Annotated in this window: 19 protein-coding genes; 13 read left to right on the top strand and 6 right to left on the bottom strand. The window is 67.0% G+C overall.

What is annotated here, in order from left to right; all coding sequences use genetic code 11:
* Positions 1-17: 17 nt before the first annotated feature.
* Both ACFVMC_RS01310 and ACFVMC_RS01305 read right to left on the bottom strand, forming a co-directional pair.
* A complete protein-coding gene (locus ACFVMC_RS01310) occupies positions 18-263 on the bottom strand; it encodes a DUF3017 domain-containing protein (RefSeq protein ID WP_379207751.1) in 246 nt (81 codons plus the stop codon).
* Positions 264-382: 119 nt separating this feature from the next.
* Entirely contained in the window at positions 383-787 is a 405-nt protein-coding gene (locus ACFVMC_RS01305) for a RidA family protein (protein WP_379205804.1), read from the bottom strand.
* 101 nt (positions 788-888) lie between these two features.
* On the opposite strand from ACFVMC_RS01305, the gene ACFVMC_RS01300 reads away from it, so the two are divergent.
* The 4 genes from ACFVMC_RS01300 to ACFVMC_RS01285 all read left to right on the top strand — a co-directional run bounded on the left by ACFVMC_RS01300 (position 889) and on the right by ACFVMC_RS01285 (position 3,914).
* On the top strand, positions 889-1,428 hold the full coding sequence (locus ACFVMC_RS01300) for a carboxymuconolactone decarboxylase family protein (protein ID WP_379205803.1): 540 nt from the start codon (positions 889-891) through the stop codon (positions 1,426-1,428).
* 28 nt (positions 1,429-1,456) lie between these two features.
* Positions 1,457-1,921, top strand: a complete 465-nt coding sequence (locus ACFVMC_RS01295) for a tRNA (cytidine(34)-2'-O)-methyltransferase (RefSeq protein ID WP_379205802.1) — start codon at positions 1,457-1,459, stop codon at positions 1,919-1,921.
* Positions 1,922-1,986: 65 nt separating this feature from the next.
* On the top strand, positions 1,987-3,219 hold the full coding sequence (locus ACFVMC_RS01290) for an MFS transporter (RefSeq protein WP_379205801.1): 1,233 nt from the start codon (positions 1,987-1,989) through the stop codon (positions 3,217-3,219).
* 113 nt (positions 3,220-3,332) lie between these two features.
* Positions 3,333-3,914 carry a TetR/AcrR family transcriptional regulator gene (locus ACFVMC_RS01285; RefSeq protein ID WP_379205800.1) on the top strand — a complete coding sequence of 194 codons (582 nt, stop codon included), beginning with the start codon at positions 3,333-3,335 and terminating at the stop codon, positions 3,912-3,914.
* A gap of 66 nt (positions 3,915-3,980) precedes the next feature.
* Here the strand turns inward: ACFVMC_RS01285 and ACFVMC_RS01280 are convergent, their stop codons facing one another.
* Positions 3,981-5,654 carry a purine-cytosine permease family protein gene (locus tag ACFVMC_RS01280; RefSeq protein ID WP_379205799.1) on the bottom strand — a complete coding sequence of 558 codons (1,674 nt, stop codon included), beginning with the start codon at positions 5,652-5,654 and terminating at the stop codon, positions 3,981-3,983.
* Between the two features lie 311 nt (positions 5,655-5,965).
* Between ACFVMC_RS01280 and ACFVMC_RS01275 the strand changes: the two genes are divergently transcribed.
* From ACFVMC_RS01275 to ACFVMC_RS01255, 5 genes are read left to right on the top strand one after another with little or no spacing between them, the layout of a single operon-like run.
* Positions 5,966-7,171 (top strand): lipid-transfer protein, encoded by a 1,206-nt coding sequence (locus tag ACFVMC_RS01275; RefSeq protein ID WP_379205798.1) that lies wholly within the window; start codon positions 5,966-5,968, stop codon positions 7,169-7,171.
* 23 nt (positions 7,172-7,194) lie between these two features.
* Positions 7,195-7,638, top strand: a complete 444-nt coding sequence (locus tag ACFVMC_RS01270) for an SRPBCC family protein (protein ID WP_379205797.1) — start codon at positions 7,195-7,197, stop codon at positions 7,636-7,638.
* 25 nt (positions 7,639-7,663) lie between these two features.
* Positions 7,664-8,536, top strand: a complete 873-nt coding sequence (locus ACFVMC_RS01265; protein WP_379205796.1) for a MaoC/PaaZ C-terminal domain-containing protein — start codon at positions 7,664-7,666, stop codon at positions 8,534-8,536.
* Between the two features lie 52 nt (positions 8,537-8,588).
* On the top strand, positions 8,589-9,467 hold the full coding sequence (locus ACFVMC_RS01260) for an SDR family oxidoreductase (protein ID WP_379205795.1): 879 nt from the start codon (positions 8,589-8,591) through the stop codon (positions 9,465-9,467).
* A gap of 27 nt (positions 9,468-9,494) precedes the next feature.
* Positions 9,495-10,757 (top strand): acyl-CoA dehydrogenase family protein, encoded by a 1,263-nt coding sequence (locus ACFVMC_RS01255; protein WP_379205794.1) that lies wholly within the window; start codon positions 9,495-9,497, stop codon positions 10,755-10,757.
* A gap of 44 nt (positions 10,758-10,801) precedes the next feature.
* Here the strand turns inward: ACFVMC_RS01255 and ACFVMC_RS01250 are convergent, their stop codons facing one another.
* Positions 10,802-11,305, bottom strand: a complete 504-nt coding sequence (locus tag ACFVMC_RS01250) for a hypothetical protein (protein WP_379205793.1) — start codon at positions 11,303-11,305, stop codon at positions 10,802-10,804.
* Positions 11,306-11,392: 87 nt separating this feature from the next.
* Positions 11,393-12,328, bottom strand: coding sequence for an alpha/beta fold hydrolase (locus tag ACFVMC_RS01245; protein ID WP_379205792.1), 936 nt, complete (start codon positions 12,326-12,328; stop codon positions 11,393-11,395).
* A 51-nt stretch (positions 12,329-12,379) separates the two neighbouring features.
* Here ACFVMC_RS01245 and ACFVMC_RS01240 point away from each other — a divergent pair, with 51 nt between their 5' ends.
* From ACFVMC_RS01240 to ACFVMC_RS01230, 3 genes are read left to right on the top strand one after another with little or no spacing between them, the layout of a single operon-like run.
* The gene (locus tag ACFVMC_RS01240; RefSeq protein ID WP_379205791.1) at positions 12,380-13,159 is read left to right on the top strand and encodes an exodeoxyribonuclease III; all 780 of its coding nucleotides are present in this window, start codon (positions 12,380-12,382) and stop codon (positions 13,157-13,159) included.
* On the top strand, positions 13,156-13,605 hold the full coding sequence (locus ACFVMC_RS01235; protein ID WP_379205790.1) for a ribonuclease domain-containing protein: 450 nt from the start codon (positions 13,156-13,158) through the stop codon (positions 13,603-13,605). Before ACFVMC_RS01240 ends, ACFVMC_RS01235 begins: the two co-directional genes overlap by 4 nt.
* Entirely contained in the window at positions 13,605-14,096 is a 492-nt protein-coding gene (locus ACFVMC_RS01230; RefSeq protein WP_379205789.1) for a barstar family protein, read from the top strand. Before ACFVMC_RS01235 ends, ACFVMC_RS01230 begins: the two co-directional genes overlap by 1 nt.
* On the opposite strand, the gene ACFVMC_RS01225 is transcribed toward ACFVMC_RS01230, so the two are convergent.
* Positions 14,083-14,721: a TetR/AcrR family transcriptional regulator gene (locus ACFVMC_RS01225; protein ID WP_379205788.1), complete on the bottom strand. Its 639-nt coding sequence runs from the start codon at positions 14,719-14,721 to the stop codon at positions 14,083-14,085. The genes ACFVMC_RS01230 and ACFVMC_RS01225 overlap by 14 nt on opposite strands.
* Positions 14,722-14,850: 129 nt before the next feature.
* Between ACFVMC_RS01225 and ACFVMC_RS01220 the strand changes: the two genes are divergently transcribed.
* Positions 14,851-15,798 carry an oxygenase MpaB family protein gene (locus ACFVMC_RS01220; RefSeq protein ID WP_379205787.1) on the top strand — a complete coding sequence of 316 codons (948 nt, stop codon included), beginning with the start codon at positions 14,851-14,853 and terminating at the stop codon, positions 15,796-15,798.
* Positions 15,799-15,810: the final 12 nt, after the last annotated feature.

Genomic DNA, 15,810 nt, shown 5'->3' with positions numbered 1-15,810 from the left:
CACCGGAACTCGGCGCGCTACTGCACGCCGAGGCTGCTGATGGTGGCGGCGATGAAGAGAATGGCCGACCCGAGCAGGGTCAGCGCCGCGACGTCGAACGGCTTGCCGCGCACCGCGAGCAGGCCGACTCGCGCCGTGGGCAGGGCCAGGCGCAGCGCGGCCGCCAGCAGGGTGGCGCCGCCGAAGAAGAACGCGCCGCGCCGCCATCGATCACCGGCCACGAACACCACGGCGATGACGACGACCACGGCGACCGCCACCATCGGCAGGTGCACGCGCAGGAATTGCGCGCCCGCGCTGCTGGGTTGCCGTTCGGCGGAGTCGACGTCGTTCACGCACCGATTCTTGCAGGCGCACCCGGCGCGCGGCCAGCGCCCCCGCGTCAGTCCAGGACGGCGACGCCTTCGACTTCGATCAGGTGCTCCGGGGTGAACAGCGCGGCCACACCCACCAAAGTGACAGTGGTTTCCGGGAATTCGTAGTGTTCGCGCGCCGCCAGGCCCGCGGCGCCGAGCGCCTCGAACTTCGAGGGATCCCAATCCACCACATAGAAGCGGACACTCACCAGATCCGCGGCCTTGCCACCTGCCGCTTCGAGTGCGCGCCCGAGATTAATCAGCGCCTGCGTGGTCTGGGCGGCCAGGCCCCCGGGCACCACCTGCCCCGCTTCGTCGACCCCGACCTGCCCGGACAGGTGCACGATCCGGCTACCGGTGGCGACCGTGGCGTGCGCGAAACCCGGTGCGGGCGGTTCGGATCCGGCTGGATTGTGCGCAGTGCTCGTCATGGTCGAAACCCTATTCGAGAAGGCGTGGCGGCGCAGTGCTACTACAAAGCGTAGTTAAGGCGTACGGTGGGAACAGGAAACCGATGGAAGGGGTACCGGCCATGCGTGCAATCACCCGAATTCGTCACTACATCAACGCTTTTAGACAAGCAAAGCGGCATCGATCCGACCTGCCCGGCTGGTTGCTGCGCCGGCCCCTGATCGGGTTCGGCGTCGCCGTCTACGAGAGCGTGCTGGTGCTGAGCAATCAGCTGGACCCGAGACTCAAGGAACTCGCCGAGCTGAAGACCGCGGGGCTGATCAACTGCGAGTTCTGCCTCGACATCGGATCGGCGCTGGCCCGTTCGGCCGGGCTGACCGAACAGCAGCTCGCCGACCTGCCGCGCTACCGGGCCAGCAGTGCCTACAGCGAGCTGGAGAAATCGGTACTCGCCTTCGCCGAAGCCATGACCGTCACCCCCGCGGTCGACCTCGATCAGGTGCGCGCCGACCTGCTCGTGCACCTGTCCAAGGCGCAGCTGGCCGAACTGGCCGCCGCGATAGCCTGGGAGAACCAGCGTGCCCGCATCAACCAGGGCCTGGGAGTACGCCCCACGGGGATGAGTGAAGGCGGGGCCTGCGCGCTCCCGGAGCGGTCGTAACCGCAGCGCCCTGGTTGACTGGTGCGTTGTGTTTCGAGTGATGTTCCATGAGCCCGCGATCCCGGGGAATACCGGCAATGCGATCCGGATGGTCGCGGGGACCGGCTGCGAACTGCATCTGATCGAACCGCTCGGGTTCGATCTGTCGGAGTCGAAGCTGCGCCGGGCCGGATTGGACTACCACGACCTGGCCTCGGTGACGGTGCACGCGAACCTGGCCGCCGCGTGGGCGGCGCTGCGGCCCGAGCGGGTCTTCGCCTTCACCACCCAGGCGGCCACGCACTACACCGAGGTCGAGTACCGCGCGGGCGATGTCCTGCTGTTCGGCACCGAGCCCACCGGTCTGCCCGCCGAAGTCCTCGATGATCCGCGACTCACCACGCAGGTCCGCATTCCGATGCTGCCCGGGCGGCGCTCGATGAATCTGTCCAATGCCGCGGCCGTGGCGGTCTACGAGGCCTGGCGGCAGCACGGATTTCCCGGCGGCCGCTAGCAACGCGTGGGCAAGCTCACCGCCGGGTGGGGAGGGAATCCGGCCGCCGGATAGTTGACCACGGTGTGACTACGCCGACCGCAGCCACCGTTTCGCCGCACGCCGAGCGGACGACCTGGCACGTGCCCGCCATGCTGGCGCTGGCGCTGGGCGGGTTCGGGATCGGCACCACCGAGTTCGTGTCCATGGGTTTGCTGCCGAATATCGCCGAGGCCATGGACGTGTCCGAGCCGACCGCGGGGCACGCGGTCTCGGCCTACGCGCTCGGTGTCGTGGTCGGCGCACCGATCATCGCGGCACTGTGCGCGCGGGTGCCGCGCAAACGGCTGCTGGTGCTGTTGATGGTGGCGTTCACCCTGGGTAATGCGGCCACAGTGGTCGCGCCGACCTTCCAGACATTGCTCGCCGCCCGGTTCGTGTCCGGGCTGCCGCACGGCGCGTACTTCGGTGTCGCCTCGCTGGCCGCCGCGAGCCTGGCGCCGGTGGGCCAGCGCGCCAAGGCGGTTGCCGCGGTTATGCTCGGGTTGAGCGCCGCCAATGTCGTCGGCGTTCCCGGGGCCACCTGGCTCGGCCAGCATCTGGGCTGGCGCGACGCCTACCTGGTGGTCACCGTGATCGGCTTGGCCACGATCGGCGCTATTCTCGCGGTCGTCCCGGAACTCACCGGTTTCAAGACCACCAGTCCGCTCACCGAACTCGGCGCGCTGCGACGTTCGCAGGTGCTGCTGACCCTGGCCGTGGGCGCGATCGGCTTCGGCGGCATGTTCGCCGTGTACACCTACATCACCACCACGCTCACCGATGTGGCGGGCCTGCGGGCCGGGTTGGTTCCGATTGTGCTGATGCTGTTCGGCCTGGGCATGATCGCGGGAAATATCGCCGGGGGCGTGCTGGCCGATCGGGGCGTGGACCGTTCGATCTTCCTGGCGCTGGTCGCGATGGCGGTGATCCTGGCCGGGTTCGTCGCCGCCGCGCACCATCCGATCACCGCGGGCGTGGGCGCGTTCCTGGTCGGCGCCTCCGGTGCGGCACTGGCGCCCGGTCTGCAGACCCGGCTGATGGATGTCGCGGCCGACGCGCAGACACTGGCCGCGGCGCTCAACCACGCCGCCCTCAATATCGCCAATGCGGCGGGCGCCTGGCTGGGTGGTCTGGTGATCGCCGCGGGGCTCGGTTACACCGCGCCCGCGCTGGTGGGCGCGGGGCTGGCGGTGGCCGGTGTGCTGCTGTTCGCCGTGACGGTGTGGGCGGGACGCCGAGAACATACAGGTGTGTATGTAAATGCTAGAATTCCATGATGACAGCATCGCGTAGCGATTCCGTGGGGGGTGGTGGTCGGGCGACGGGCGGGCCCAGGACTTTGGGTGGCGAGAATCGACCGCGCCGGACGCAGGAGCAGCGTAGCAGCGAGATGCGCACCCGGCTGCTCGACGCCACCATCGACTGTCTGGTCGAATTCGGCTACGCGGGCACCACGACACCGCGGGTCGCCGAGCGCGCCGGTGTCACCCGCGGCGCCCAGGTGCATCATTTCGGATCCAAGAACGACCTGGTCATCGCCGCGATCAGTCATCTCGCCCAGCGCCGCACCGAGGCCGCCATGCGGGAGATCGGCCGGATCAAGGTCGGTGCGGATCCTATCGCCACCGTGCTGGACTTCCTGTGGGAACTGCACCAGGGCCCGCTGTTCATCGCCGCCATCGAACTCTGGGTAGCCGGGCGGACCGACCCGGTGCTGGCCGCCGCGGCCGGCAAGGTCGAGCCGTTCGTCAACAATGCCGTGCTGATGGCCCTGGCCCATTATGTGCCGGACGAGGTGACCCGCAGGGACGCCCGGGATTTCGTCTATACCGCCATGGACGCGCTGCGCGGCATCCTGGTGTCCAGCTTCATCGACTCCGATCCCGAACGCGCGCACCGGCGTTGGCGGCGTGCCTGCGGGCACCTGCGTGCGGCCGCGAAGGTGTCGCTGCCCGGCATCCGGCTCGACTGATCCGACGACGAAGGCCGCGGCGGGCGAATCCTGTTCGCCTGCCGCGGCCTTCGTGCTGAACGGGGTCTACCGCTGGGGCGGCAGGATATGCACGCCGTGCTTGTCCGTGGACAGCGCCAGCGAGCTGATGTACTGGATCTCGCCCTCCGGACCCGGCGCCGCCGAGGCGATCATGTCCGGACGTTCGAACTCCATTCCGGTCGCCGCGCAGGTCAGCGTGGCGCCCGACGGATTGCCGTGCTCGTCGAACATCGGCAGGTCGATGCCGTCGTCGGTGCGGCGCAGGTAGTACTTGCCCTTGGTGAGGATCGCGGTCAGCGGTGTCGCGACGAACGAGACCAGCACGGCCACGATCGGGGAGTAGGGCTTCAGCAGCTCACCGAAGAGACCGAAGAAGGCCATGATCGACAGCACCGCCGACAGGCCGAAGCCGACCAGGCCGACCGGGTTGAAGTCGTAGAGCATGCCGCGCCGGAACTCCGGCACCTTCGGCGAGAGCTTCAGGACGTACTTGTTGATCGCGATGTCCGTGGCCACGGTGACGATCCAGGCGATACCGCAGTTGGCGTAGAAGCCGAGGATGTTGTTCAGGAAGTCGAACATGTTGGCTTCCATCAGGATCAGCGCGATCGCCAGGTTCACGCCCAGGAAGATCAACCGGCCCGGGTAGGTCTTGGTGACCCGGGTGTAGGAGTTGGTCCAGGCCAGCGAGCCGGAGTAGGCATTGGTCACGTTGATCTTGATCTGGCTGATCACCACCAGCACCACCGCCAGCGTCATGGCCAGCCAGCCCGGCACCATATCGCGGTAGATCTCCAGGAACTGGTGCACCGGCTGATTCGCGATGTCCTGGGCGGCGGGCAGATTCGCGATCAGGTAGACCGCCAGGAACAGGCCGACGACCTGCTTGATCGCGCCGAAGAGCACCCAGCCCGGGCCGGCCAGCAGCATCCAGGTCCACCACCTGCGGGAGTTCTCCGGGGTGCGCGGCGGCATGAAGCGCAGGTAGTCGATCTGCTCGGCGATCTGCGCGATCAGCGACAGGCACACGCCGGCGGCCAGCAGCGTGCCGGAAATGCTCACGCCCGCACCGTCTTTGCCGCCGTAGGACCAGAACGCGTCGACCGAATCGGGGTGGCGCACCACCAGGAAGCCGAAGGGCAGCACCATCAGCAACAGCCACAGCGGGGTGGTCCACACCTGGAGTTTGGCCAGCGTATTCATGCCGTAGATGACCAGCGGGAAAATCAGCACCGTGGACAGCAGATAACCCAGCCACAGTGGAATTCCGAGCCCGAGTTCCAGGCCCTGGGCCATGATCGAACCTTCGAGCGCGAAGAAGATGAACGTGAACGACGCGAATACGATATTGGTGATCACCGAGCCGTGATAGCCGAATCCGCTACCGCGCGTGATCAAGTCGAGATCGATGTTGTAGCGGGCCGCATAATAGGCGAGCGGAAATCCGGTCAGCATGACCACGACCGCGAAGATGGCGATGCCGAGCAGCGCGTTCCCGGTGCCGTGCGCGATTCCGATATTCGCGCCGATCGCGAAATCGGCCAGGTAGGCGATGCCGCCCAGGGCCGAGATGCCGACGACCGCCGGACTCCATTTCCGATAGCTGCGCGGCGCGAAACGGAGTGTGTAGTCCTCCAGTGTCTCCTTCGCCGCCGCTATTCCATCCGCGTTCGTCGAGCGGGTGTCGACATCGACCACGTTCTTCTCCTCACCAAACATGAAGCAACCCTGTGAACTTCGCGTGCCGATGTGGACGTGGAATTTCCGAACTATTACGTATCTGTTAATCGAGTCCGGTCGTGAGTGAGGTCACACGATCGCGGTTTGCGAGGTGGGGTCGGGTGCGTTTCGACAGCATGACGACCGGTTGTATTGATCTACATACACGATCAGCTGTATGTGTCGAGTGTGGCTACTGCCTGGCTATACGGCCCATCTGCGTTACGCCGCCACCGAACTCTTGTGGAGTTACATGCATCTCTGTATGTTTGTGTCAGTTCGCACGGATCGAGAGAACTCTGAGGAGATCGATGACGAACAGGGTCTATGTGATCGGCGTCGGGATGACGAAGTTCGAGAAGCCGGGCCGCCGCAAGAACGAGGACGGCACCGACTGGGACTACCCGGACATGGCGCGCGAGTCCGGCACCAAGGCGCTCGCCGACGCCGGGATCGACTATCGCGAGGTCGAACAGGCCTACGTCGGATACGTGTACGGCGAGTCCACCTCCGGCCAGCGCGCGGTCTACGAACTCGGCATGACCGGCATTCCGGTCGTCAATGTCAACAACAACTGCTCCACCGGATCCACCGCGCTCTACCTCGCGGCCCAGGCGATTCGCGGCGGTCTCGCGGAATGCACCCTGGCGCTCGGCTTCGAGAAGATGCAGCCCGGATCGCTCGGATCCACCTGGGACGATCGCGAACAGCCGATGGCCAAGCACATCATGGCGCTCGCCGAAATCTCCGAGGTGCTGTTCCCGGTCGCGCCGTGGATGTTCGGCGCGGCCGGACGTGAACACATGAAGCAGTACGGCACCACGGCCGAACATTTCGCCAAGATCGGCCACAAGAACCACAAGCACTCGGTCAACAATCCGTATTCGCAGTTCCAGGACGAGTATTCGCTCGACGACATCCTGGGCTCACGCATGATCTACGACCCGCTGACCAAGTTGCAGTGCTCGCCCACCTCCGACGGCTCCGGGGCGGTCATCCTGGCCGGCGAGGACTTCGTGAACAAGCACGACCTCGCGGGCCAGGCGGTGGAGATCGTCGGCCAGGCCATGACCACCGACTTCGCCTCCAGCTTCGACGGCACCGCCAAGAACCTGATCGGCTACGACATGAATGTCCGTGCCGCCCAGCGGGTTTACGAACAGGCCGGGCTCGGCGCCGGCGACTTCCAGGTCATCGAACTGCACGACTGCTTCTCCGCCAACGAACTGCTGCTCTACGAGGCCCTCGGTCTGTGCGGCGAAGGCGAGGCCGGGCAGCTCATCGACACGAACCAGACCACCTACGGCGGTACCTGGGTGGTCAACCCGTCCGGCGGGCTCATCTCCAAGGGACACCCGCTGGGCGCGACGGGCCTGGCCCAGTGCTCGGAACTCACCTGGCAGCTGCGCGGCACCGCCGAGCGGCGGCAGGTCGACAACGTCACCGCCGCTCTACAGCACAACATCGGACTCGGCGGGGCCGCGGTCGTCACCGCCTACCAGCGCGCCGACCGCTGAACCAGCAACCGAAGGAGAACAACATGGGACATATCGAAGCCACCAAGGACGTCAACGCCGCGCCCGAGGCGCTCTGGGCCGTCGTCGCCGACCCACAGACCTGGGACAAGTGGTTCACCATCCACGAGCGTTTCATGGAGGAACCGCCGGCCGAACTGACCGCGGGCTCGAAACTGGTCGCCAAGATCGTCATGCTCGGCATGGCCAACAAACTGGAATGGACTGTGGTGGCGGTGGATTCGCCGAACACGCTCACCCTCGGCGGTGTCGGCATGGCCGGAGTGAAGACCGAGTTCACCTTCGACATCCAGCCCAAGGCCGAGGGCGGCTCGGTGGTGAAGGTATCCGGTGACTTCGAAGGCGCGCTGATCAAGGGGGCGCTGGGCAAAGCGGTCGAGAAGGACGGGCTCAAGCAGCTCGACAAGTCGCTCGAACAGCTCGACGCCCTGGCCGCCACGGCCGCCTGACCGTCCCAGCCGAGGAGAGCGCGCGATGACCGAAACGACCGCACGCCCGGTGGAGTTCGACGACTCCGGGCTGGAAACCTGGTGCGACGACGAGCATTTCGAGGTCACCCGGGAACGGATCGCCGAATACGCGGCGGCGACCAACGATCCCATCGAAGCCCACCTGGCTGGGAGGCTCGCCCCCCCGGTATTCGCCATCGTCCCGGTGTTCGAGGCGATGATGATGCCGGTGATCGACATCGCGCCGATGGACATCTTCGGCCGAGTCGTGCACGGAGAGCAGGACTTCCACTTCCACCGCGCGATTCGGCCGGGCGAGCGGCTGGTGTCGCGAGCCAAGGGCATCGGCTACACCAGCCGGTCCAACGGCAGCACGATCACCATTCTTGTCGAATGCCGCACCGACGCCGGCGAACTCGTCAACGAGCAGTACCTGACCGCCTTCTTCCGCGGCATCGACGCGGGTCGGACCGTGGGCGCGCCCGCGCCCGCGCACAAGTTCGACGAGGCGCTACGGCACCAGGATCCGGTGGCCGTGGTGCCGCAGCACGTGGACCTGGACCAGACCTACCGTTACGCACCGGCTTCCGGCGATCCGGTGCCGCTGCACCTCGACGAGCAGGTCGCCAAGGACGCCGGGCTGCCCGGCATCATCGCGCACGGTCTGTGCACCCAGGCGTTCGCCTCCTGGGCGGTACTCGGCGCCGTCGGCGGATCGGACGTCAACCGGCTCCGGCGGTTCGCGGTGCGCTTCGCGAAAATGGTCTTTCCCGGCGACGACCTGGAGACCCGCATCTGGAAGGTGGGATCGGAGAACGGCGTCACCACCTACGTCTTCGAGACCGCGCGCGGCGCGGACATCGTGCTCAGCGACGGCCTAGCCGAAATCGCCGACTGACCAACACATTCCGGCGCACAACCGGGATCCACAGCAAGAGGAGCCGCACACCATGGGTGCTCTCGAAGGAAAAGTCGCCGTCGTCACCGGCGCGGGCCGCGGTATCGGCCGGGAACACGCGCTGCTGTTCGCCCGTGAGGGCGCGGCGATCGTCGTCAACGATCTCGGCGGCAGCAATGCCGGTGAGGGATCCGATGTCGGCCCGGCCCAGGAAGTCGCCGACGAGATCATCGCCGCGGGTGGGCGGGCGGTCGCGAACACCGAGAACGTCGCGCACTGGGACGGCGCGAAGAAACTGGTCGATCAGGCTGTCTCGGAGTTCGGCGGCCTCGACATCGTGATCAACAACGCCGGCATTCTGCGGGACGCGTTCATCGCGGGCATGGACGAGACACAGTGGGACGCGGTCGTCGCGGTGCACCTGAAAGGGCACGCCGCGGTATTGCATCACGCGTCCGCGTACTGGAAGCAACAGAGCAAGGCGGGCAACCAGCCCAACGCCGCGGTCGTCAACACCTCCTCCGCGTCCGGTGTCACCGTGCCCAACGCGGGCCAAGCCAACTACGGTGCCGCCAAGGCCGCCATCGCCGCGCTGACGCTGGTCGCGGCCGACGAACTACAGCGCTACGGGGTCCGGGTGAACGCCATCGCGCCGATCGCGCGCACGCGGCTCACCCTGGCCACCCCCGGTATGGGCGAGATCATGGCCGCCGAGGCCGAATACCTCGAGGAGGGCGACTTCGACGCGTTCAGCCCCGCCAATATCTCCCCGCTGGTCGCCTACCTGGCCTCGGACAAGTGCGCCATCACCGGCAAGGTGTTCGCCGTGCAGGGTGGTGCGATCTCGGAACTGGCCGGCTGGCACGACGTGAAGACGATCGAGACCGAAGGGCCCTGGCTGATCGACGACATCGCGGCCCGGCTGCCCTGAAGCGCCGAGACAGGTAGGAGAACAACGATGTTCGAATGGTCCGAGACCGATGTGCTGATCCGCGACGCCGTGCGGGCGTTCATCGACAAGGAGGTCCGACCCCATCTCGAGGCGCTCGACAGCGGCGAGATGCAGCCGTACCCGGTCATCCGGAAGCTGTTCAGCGAGTTCGGGATCGACGCCATGGGCGGGGAGGCGGTCGACAAGCTGCTGAGCCGGCGGCGCACGATCGAAGATGCCGTCGCGGCCGGTGAGCCGAAACCGGAGCGCAAGGCGAAGTCGTCCGGTGGCGGGCCGTTCGCGGGGCAGGAATCGCTGATGGCGGTGCTGGTCGGCGAATTGTCCGGTGTCTGTATGGGTTTGGTCACCGCCATGGGGGTGTCGATCGGGCTGGGGGCCACCACCATCCTCTCGCGCGGCACGCTTGCACAGCAGGAACGCTGGCTGAAAGACATCGTGACCTTGCAGAAGATCGCGGCGTGGGCGATCACCGAACCCGACTCCGGCTCGGACGCGTTCGGCGGCATGAAGACCTACGTCCGGCGCGACGGCGCGGACTACATCCTCAACGGGCAGAAGACCTTCATCACCAACGGTCCGTTCGCCGATGTGATGGTGGTGTACGCCAAGCTCGACGAGGGAGACGGCGCGGACCGGCGCGAGCGCAAGGTACTGACCTTCGTCCTGGACAAGGGCATGCCCGGGCTCACCCAGGGCAAGCCCTTCAAGAAGATGGGCCTGCACTCCTCGCCGACCGGTGAATTGTTCTTCGACAATGTGCGTCTGGGCCGGGACCGGCTGCTCGGTGAGACCGAGGAGCATCGGGGCGGTGACGGACGTGAAAGCGCCCGTGCGAGTTTCACCGCCGAGCGGATCGGCGTCGGGTTCATGGCGCTGGGCATCATCAACGAATGTCACCGGCTGTGTCTGGACTACGCGCGTAATCGCAAGCTGTGGGGGCAGGAGATCGGCCGCTTCCAGTTGGTGCAGTTGAAGCTGGCGAAGATGGAGATCGCCCGGATCAACGTGCAGAACATGGTGTTCAACGTGCTGGAGCGGAGCCGGGCGGGCAAGCCACCCAGCTTGGCCGAGTCTTCCGCTATCAAGCTGTACGCGTCCGAGGCCGCCACCGAGGTCGCCATGGAAGCCGTGCAGCTCTTCGGCGGCAACGGTTATATGACCGAATACCACGTCGAGCAACTGGCCCGCGACGCCAAATCCCTGATGATCTACGCGGGCAGCAACGAAATCCAGGTCACCCACATCGCCAAGGGCCTGCTCGGCCAGTGATGATCCCGGTTGTGCCCGCGCGAACTCCGCACGGGCACAACCGATCACCCGGCCTGCCGCACCTGCAGAAGTGCGACGATATCCTCCAGCCGCTGTTTGACCCCACCCATGTCCTCCTTGAGGACACGCACATCCTCCTTGAGTACACGCACATCCTCCTTGAGTGTGGCGACGTCGGTTTTGAGTTCGGCGACGTCGGTATTGAGTGTGGCGACGTCGGTTTTGAGCGTTTCGACGTTGGTTTTGAGCGTTTCGACGTCGGCATCGATGGAGCCGACCTTGCCGGTGAGGGCATCGACCTTGCCGGTGAGGGCGTTGAGTTGGTGTTCGTGGCGGTGTTGGTTCGCCATGATGGTGTGGTGATTGGTGAGCAGGATGCCGAGCATGCGGCCGGTGGCGCGCTGGCCCTGGCGGAGGCGGCGATAGGTCTCGGTGGTGGTGCCATCGGTTGCCCTGGCGTGTTTGCGCACGTCGCCCACGATCTCGTAGATGCCGTTGACGTCCTTGCAGATCCGCCGCAGGGTGAGCGCGCTCTGTTCGGTTTCCATGCGGCCACAGTAGAAGTCGGCACCGAGACCCGCCAGACCTCTCATGCGTATTGTGGATAACTCGCTGAGCTGTGGATATTGGCTGATTCAGATGGCGCGGAGGTGGCCGCGGCTGGCGTAGACATGTTCGGCGATGAGAGTCGCGATCCGGTCGGGGGCCTCCAGCATCGGGACGTGCCCGACCTGGTTGACCAGGATGCGGTCCGCGGACTCGGGGAGTTCCCGCAGGAACCGGCGAGCGTAGACGCGATTGGGGATGACCCGGTCGTGCTCGGCCAGCAGCAGGCGCACGGGCGTGGACAGGTCCGACAGCGGGGACAGCCCCGGGGCGCGCATGGCGCCGAAGATCAGCGGCAGCATCACCGGGCAGTGCAGCGCCGCCTCGACCACCGCCGTGGTGTCCGCGCGCGCGACCGCGGCGGAATTCTTGACCAGCAGCATTTTCGTGAGCCGGTGGGTGAGCGGATTGTGCCGGACGAATCTGCCCGTGCGCTTACCGATTTCGATGATCGGCACCAGGGACAGGAATTTCAGGCCGATCCGCACCTGGGTGAACGAGGGCGCGTTCCACCCACCGGCGGGCGCGATCAGGGTGAGCGTCCGGGCGCGCCCGCGGCGCGCCAGCTCGATGCCCACCCAGCCGCCGAGTGAATTGCCCGCGATATGGCAGGTGCGCCAGCCCATTTCGTCGAGCTGTTCCTCGATCCGGTCGGCCAGGGTGTGGATATCGGTGGACCAGCCCCTGCTCGGCGCGCCGCCCCAGTGGCCCGCGAACGCGGGAGCGAACACCTCGCACCGGGCGGCCAGGCGGTGGGCGGTCTGCTCCCAGCAGTGCGGCGAGAGCATGAACCCGTGCAGCAGGAGTAGCGGATCACCGGAACCCAGGTGCAGCGCTTCGATCGGCTCGGGCCGGGCGGATGTGCGCGGCGGTGCGGGTTTTTCCGGCTCGATGCGCGCGGATTGTCCGATGCGCGAAACTTCGGCGCCATGGCGCTGCGGGGGCTCGGTGGAATCCGACATCATCGTCGTCGCCCTTTCGGGAGTTTCGTCTGACCAGCATTGTACGGTCGACAAGTGCCGTACATCATCTCGAGCGTGAATGTGAATGGTGTCCGCGCGGCCACGGGCAAGGGGATGCTCGAATGGCTGGCGGTCACCGAGGCCGACATCGTCTGCGTCCAGGAGACGCGCGCGACCGACGAGCAGACCCGGGCGGCATTGGCGCCCGCCTTGGACAGCGGCTGGTTCCTCGCGCACGCGGAGCCGGAGTCCAAGGGCCGGGCCGGGGTCGGCATCCTCTCGCGGCGCCCGCCGCGCGAGGTGCGGATCGGGTTCGGCAGCGCCGAGTTCGGTGCCTCCGGCCGTTATCTCGAAGCCGATTTCGAGGACGCCACCGTGGCCAGCGTGTATGTCCACTCGGGTGAGGAGAACACTGCGCGCCAGGATGAGAAGTACCGTTTCCTGGCCGAGTTCGGCGCCTACCTGAAGTCGCGCGGCGATGCGTACGTCGCGTGCGGTGACTGGAATATCGCTCCCACCGAACTGGATCTGAAGAACTGGAAGGGCAATCTGAAGTCGGCCGGCTTCCTGCCCGAGGAGCGAGCCTGGATCGCCGATCTGCTGGCGTCGGGCTACACCGACGTGGTGCGGCAGCTGCATCCCGGCGTCAATGGCCCTTACAGCTGGTGGTCCTATCGCGGCCGCGCTTTCGACAACGATTCGGGTTGGCGGATCGATCTTCAGCTGGCGCGCGGCGGATTGGCCGAGCGGGCGAAGCAGGCGGTGGTGGAGCGGGCGGCCGCCTACGATCAGCGCTGGTCCGATCATGCTCCGGTGACGGTGCAGTACCGATGAGACTTACGCCCGTTCGGGCATTCGGCGCACTGGCCGCGATCGTGGTCGTCGTGCTGCTGGGGATTCTCGCGGCGCGCGGCACCGACACCACACCGGCCTCGGCGCCTGGTACCACCGCGGCGCGGACGGCCACGTCCACGTCGGCCGGGCCGACCCAGGTCGCCGGCGTGCCCGATCGCGCCTACGCGACCTTGCGCGAGATCGATGCCGGCCGCTGGCCGAAGTCGGCGAACTCGCCGGGCACCAAGGGCGGCGAGCAATGGATGAACCGGGACAACCAGCTCTCCCGCACCGATGCGGCGGGGGGCGCCATCACATATCAGGAGTGGGATGTGAATCCCAAGCAGCGCAACCGGTCTCGTGATGCCGAGCGCATCGTCACCGGTAGCGACGGAACGGCCTGGTATACCGGCGATCACTACAAGACTTTCACGAGGATGCGCTGATGCCCGCACCGATCCCGCTGTCGCGCTTCCTGGCGCCGGACACCCGACCGCCCACGTCCGCACCCGCGCTGGGCGCGCTCCCGGTCGACGCCGCCGAGCTCAGCGGCCTCCGCTACGACGCGCCGCCGGGCTACGTGGTGCGGGAGTTGCGCGGAAGCAAGATGCGCACCACCGCGGGCGTTTTCGACGAGTTCGCGGCCGCCTTCCAATTCCCGTACTACTTCGGCGAGAACAAGGACGCCTTCGACGAATGCCTGCGTGATCTGGGCGAATTCGTGGGTGACGCGCCGGGATATGTCGCGGTGGTTCGGGATTCGGCCGAGCTGCTGGCCGCGGAGCCACGCGAGCGGGAGTGGTTCACAGGCGCGATCGCCGACTGCGCCGGATATTGGGCGCGGCACGGGGTCAGCTTCCGGGTGGTGCTCCAGGGGCAGGCGCCGAGCGCGCCCGCTTCGGAGGCCGCGCGGGTGGTTCGGCTCAGCCCGGGCTGAGCCGACCGGCCAGGTCCTCGCCGAGCAGCACGAAGACGTCGGTGGTGTGCTCGATCAGTTCGTCGCGGGTGATCGGGAGTTCGCCCTGCAACCACGCGGCGAGCGTCTGGACCAGGCCGCCGACCAGGTAGGTGGCCCGGAAGTCGATCACCGGGTCCGGGTGCCGGTCGGTCAGGCCGTAGAAGTCGATGCCCTGCGCGGCGACCATGCGCGCGAACAGCCGGATGGACTCGGTGGTCCGAGCGCGTAGTTCGGGGGTCGCCTGCCCGGCGACCAGCGCGACCTTCGCCTTGCGGGGATCGTCGGTGAGCAGGCGCAGACCCGCGGTGATGGCCGAGCGCGCCATGCCCCGGGTATCCGGCGGCGCGGTGCGCAGACCCTCGGCGATGGCGACGGCGAGTTCCTCGGTGACCCGGTCGATCAGGGCGGTGAGCACGGCGTCGCGGCTGTCGAAGTTCTCGTAGTAGTACCGCTCGTTCAGTCCGGCCTGCGCGCAGAGGCCGGACACGGTGAGTTTGGCCAGCCCCTGGGTACCGATGAGTTCGAGGGCGGCGTCGATCAGGGCGGTGCGGCGCTGGGCGCGTCGCTCGTCGGCGGAGACTCCACCGTAGGTCCGGGCTGCCACGCCTCGATTGTCGCAGTGCGGGCCGGGTTCTGGGCGAGGGCCTCGGCAGAATTCTGGCATTGCCTCTTGCCAGAATGTGTCCGGAGGGCGATCCTGATGACAGCGGGTCTCGATGCGGAGACTCCACTGATGAGGGACGTAGCCATGGCCACTCCGGGATATTTCGACGACCATTCGATGATCCGGCGGGTCATGCGCAAACGCGCGGTCGGACTCACCTACGGCCAGCGCGCGCTGGTCATCGGGGCTGTGCATCCGCTGCTCTACGTCGGCACCGCCGAGAACTCCGCACACCGGATGACCCCGTACACCCGGCTCGCGCTGACCGGCAAGCTGTTCGAAGCCGTCTTCCTGGGCAGCCGCGACGAGGCCGACCGCGCATTGGAGTTCACCCGCAAGCGGCACGAACCCGTACACGGCGCGCTCCCTGAGGACGCGGGCGCCCACAATCCGGCGGGCACCGCCTACTCCGCGCGCGATCCGCACCTGATGTTCATGACCATGGCGTTCACCTTCGACTCGGCCGAAGTCATGCACGACCTGCTGGTCCGCAAGCTCACGCCGGGAGAACGCGAGGGCCTGTATCAGGACTACGTGCGCTGGGGCGAGCTGTTCGGCATGCCCGCCACGGCCGCGCCCGCCGACTACCCGGCCTTCCGCCGCTACTTCGACGACTACCTGGCCTCGGACGAACCCTTCCTCACCGACGAGGCGCGCCTGGTCGGCTCCTACCTGGCCGGATCCCGGGTGCCGTATCCGCAGCGCGCGCCGCTGCAACAGGTGCTGTCCGCGTTCTACCTGCTGGTCCAGGGCAGCCTGCCGCAGCGGGTGCGCGAGATCTACGGCATGCGCTGGAGCCTGGTCGAGGAGAGCGCGTTCCGCACGCTCGCCCAGGGCCTGCGGACCGCCCACGTCGACCTGCCGCTGCTGCCGCCGCTGCTGCGCGGTCACCTGGCGGGCCCGAGCGCGCCGCTCTACAAACTCGTCGCCGACCGCGAACGTGAACTGGCCCGCGCCGGCCTGCCGAGCATGCCCGGGGTGGACCCGCAGAGCTGGGCGGCGCGAAATTCCGCTTGATCGGCATGGAAA

The organism is Nocardia sp. NPDC127579, from assembly GCF_042672005.1.
Lineage (GTDB): Bacteria > Actinomycetota > Actinomycetes > Mycobacteriales > Mycobacteriaceae > Nocardia.
This window is presented reverse-complemented; position numbering and strand designations above follow the sequence as displayed.